The sequence below is a fragment of the Micromonospora sp. M51 genome (genome assembly GCF_018070305.1).
GTDB classification, from domain to species: Bacteria; Actinomycetota; Actinomycetes; order Mycobacteriales; family Micromonosporaceae; genus Micromonospora; species Micromonospora parva.
This window is the reverse complement of sequence record NZ_JAGPXZ010000652.1, coordinates 1-3,551: the sequence shown is the minus strand read 5'-3', so window position 1 is coordinate 3,551 and position 3,551 is coordinate 1. Positions and strand designations below refer to the sequence as shown.

2 protein-coding genes and 1 pseudogene are annotated in these 3,551 nt (G+C 69.8%); all 3 read left to right on the top strand.

The genetic code is table 11. The features are described from left to right. Positions 1 to 44: 44 nt before the first annotated feature. On the top strand, positions 45 to 2,465 hold the full coding sequence (locus KBX53_RS26380; protein WP_030333890.1) for a family 43 glycosylhydrolase: 2,421 nt from the start codon (positions 45 to 47) through the stop codon (positions 2,463 to 2,465). Positions 2,466 to 2,491: 26 nt separating this feature from the next. Continuing rightward, positions 2,492 to 3,124 carry a hypothetical protein gene (locus tag KBX53_RS26375; RefSeq protein ID WP_210862222.1) on the top strand — a complete coding sequence of 211 codons (633 nt, stop codon included), beginning with the start codon at positions 2,492 to 2,494 and terminating at the stop codon, positions 3,122 to 3,124. A gap of 60 nt (positions 3,125 to 3,184) precedes the next feature. Continuing rightward, positions 3,185 to 3,551: pseudogene (locus KBX53_RS26370) on the top strand (hypothetical protein); the annotation flags it as partial.

Below are 3,551 nucleotides of genomic sequence, written 5' to 3'. Positions count from 1 at the left end.
CCGTACACCGATGACCGCACGTCAGAGATGAAGGAGGATGTCTCGTGGAACAACGACTGCGACGGGCGACCCGAGGACGGGTAGCTGCGCTCGCGACACTGGGCCTGATGCTGGCCACGGGGTTCGTCGCCGGCGCGGCGCCGGTCCAGGCCGCCGACACGAACCTCGTCGTCAACGGCGGGTTCGAGGACGGCCTGGCCAACTGGTTCGTCAACAACGGAAACGCCGCCGACGGCGCCCAGTTGTCCGTCACCTCGGACGCCTTCTCCGGCGCGACCGCCGCGCACGTCACCAACCGGGCGACCACCGGATCCGGCCCGATGCAGGACCTCAGCGGCAAGGTGCAGGCCGGTCAGGCGTACACCCTGACGGCCCGCATCAAGTACGCGAACGAGAGCGGACCGGCCACGAAGCAGTTCTTCGCCACCATGCACTACGGCGGCGGCACCTACACCAACCTGGTCAGCGTGACGGCGACGAAGGGTCAGTGGGCGCAGTTCAGCGGAACGTTCACGATCCCGGCGACGCAGAGCGTGTCGACGGCACGCCTGTTCTTCGAGACCCCGTGGACGAGCACCCCGTCCACGGACCCGGCCCTGCACCTCATGGACTTCACGCTCGACGACGTGTCGGTGGTCGGCGCCGCGCCGCCTGCCCCGGCGTCGAAGACCATCGAGGTCGTCGGCAAGCTGCCCGGGGAGCACAACCCGTTGATCGGGCACAAGTTCGGCGCCGACGGCTTCGGTCTCGTGCACGACGGTCGGGTCTACATGTACATGACCAACGACACCCAGGGGTACGCCCCGAACCCGACCACCGGTGTCTCGCCGGGGATCAACTACGGCGACATCAACCAGATCACGGTGATCTCCTCCGAGGACCTCGTGAACTGGACCGACCACGGTGAGATCCAGGTCGCCGGCCCGAACGGGGTGGCCCCGTTCACCGCCAACTCGTGGGCTCCGGGCATCACCAAGAAGGTGGTGAACGGGGTGGAGAAGTTCTTCCTCTACTACGCCAACGGCGGTGGTTCCAGCAATGTGATCACGGGTGCGTCGCCGCTCGGCCCGTGGACCAGCGAGCGCACCAGCACGCTGATCGACGGCCGTACCCCCGGTGCCGAGGCCGTCGCGTGGAAGTTCGACCCGGCGCCCTTCGTCGACGACGACGGCCAGCCGTACCTCTACTTCGGTGGTGGCCCCGCGTCGACGAGCATGCCGCCGGCCGAGCGCTTCAACAACCCGAAGAACATCCGGTCGATCGAGCTCGGCGACGACATGGTGTCGACCGAGGGGACGGCCGCGGTGGTGGACGCCCCGGTCGCCTTCGAGGCCGGGCACGTCTTCAAGCGCCAGGGCAAGTACTACTTCTCGTACTCCTCGCACTTCGGCGGGAACGACTTCGGTGGCAGCCAGCAGCCCCTTCCCGGTTACCCCGGCGGTGGGCAGATCGGCTACATGATCTCCGACGGCCCGATGTCGTGGCCGAAGGAGGCGTACGCCGGTGTGCTCTTCCCGAACCAGTCGCAGTTCTTCGGTGCCGGCACCGGCGGCAACAACCACCAGTCGGTGTTCGAGTTCGGTGGCAGGTACTACTTCACCTACCACGCCCCGACGCTGAACAAGCGCATCAACGGCAACACCACCCAGGGGTACCGCAGCCCGCACATCCAGGAGTTGACCTTCAACCCGGACGGCACGATCCAGCAGGTCGTCGGCACGTACGCCGGCGTGGACCAGGTCCGGGACTTCGACCCGTACCGCGTCTTCGAGGCCGAGACCTTCGGCTGGAGCAAGGGCGTCGCGACCACGAAGGTCGACGGCGGCTCCGCCCAGTTCGGTGGTGCGGCACCGAATCTGGTGGTCCGCGACGTCGACAACGGGGACTGGACGGCGCTGTCCTCGGTGAACTTCGGGGACAGCGGCGCGCGCAGCCTGACGGCGCGGGTGCGTGCGCTCGCCGCCGGCGGGCAGGTCCAGGTCCGGCTGGACGACGTCAACGGTCCCGTCGTCGGCACTGTCGCCGTGGACACGCCGGTCGGACAGTGGGCCGAGGTGAGCGCCGAGCTCACCGGCGTCAGCGGCGTGCACGACGTCTACTTCACCTACACCGGCCCGGCCGGCGCGGATCTCTTCGAGATCGACACCTGGGCGTTCCAGTCGGCCACCGTCGACCTGCCCGTGACGGTCACCGCGTCGACGCGGTGCGTCGGTGGCACGGCGTACGTGGCGGTGCAGGTGCGCAACGACCATGACGCGCCGGTGGGCGTGAGCATGGAGACGCCGTACGGCACGCGGTCCTTCGCGGCGGTCGCGCCCGGCGCGAACGCCTACCAGTCCTTCACCACCCGGGCCGGGTCGGTGCCGGCGGGTTCGGCGACGGTCCGGGTGACCGGGGCGATCGGCGGACAGGACGTGACGACCGTCCGCACCGTGCAACACCCCGCCGGCACCTGCGGCGGATAACCCCTCATGCAGAGAACGGAGCTCACATGAACACAGACAAACGGCGGCAGTTGCTGGCGGCCTGCTCGGTCGGCGCCGTGCTGACCGGGGCGGCGGTGCTGCCGTCGCCCGCGCTGGCCGAGCCCGGTGACGACGCGAGCGTGCGGGTCACCGTCGACATCGACGAGATCAGGGAACCGGGCGTGCTCGCCCTGTCGATCGCCGGCGACGCCGTCGCGCTCTCCGAGGACGGCTCGACCCTGCTGGTACGCCAGTTCGTCGGCACTCTGCCGACGGTGACGGTCACCGACACCCGAGTCGCCGACGAGGTGCCCGACGGCGCCAGCTGGGCGGTGCTCGGCAGCGCGACCGACTTCGCGGGCGTCGCCGGTCAGGCGCCGATCACCGCCGACCACTTCGGTTGGAAGCCGCGCCTGCTCGACGGCGGCGAGACCGGCCTGGTCACCGAGGGCGAGGAGGTGGTGACCAGCCTGGACGAGCCGACCCAGCCGGGCAACAATGTCGGCCTTGTCGACCAGGAGCTGTTGGTCTCGGCCTTCGACTCCGCTGCCGTCGCCAGCGACTCGTACTCGGTCAACGCCGACCTGTACCTGCGGACGCCCGCCGAGGTCGCGGCCGGCGAGTACAGCTCCACCCTCACACTCTCACTGTTCGAGTAGTGGCCTGGGCGGGGGCCCGGACCGGGTCCCCGCCCAGCCCCGTGCCGAAGGGCCACCTGAATGACCGTCACCCCGCTGCGCCGGGCGCTCGCCGTCCTCACCGTCGTGTTCCTCGCGGTTGCGGCCACGCCGGTCGCGGCGGCGGCGGAGCCGGACCCCAAGGCCCTGACCTGGACGGTCCAGCCGGCCACCGCGAGTGGCCCGGACCAACGCCGATGGATCACCGCCAGCCTCGACCCGGGGCAGGCAGTGACCGAGCACCTGGCGGTCCGCAACTTCAGCCGCACCGCCGTCACGTTCGCCCTGAAGGCCGCCGACGGGTACCTCACCGACAAGGGCCGCTTCAACATGCTGTCGTCCGACCGGCCCTCGGTCGACGGCGGCACCTGGATCGACGTGCAGGACAAGGTCACCGTCGGCCCGAACG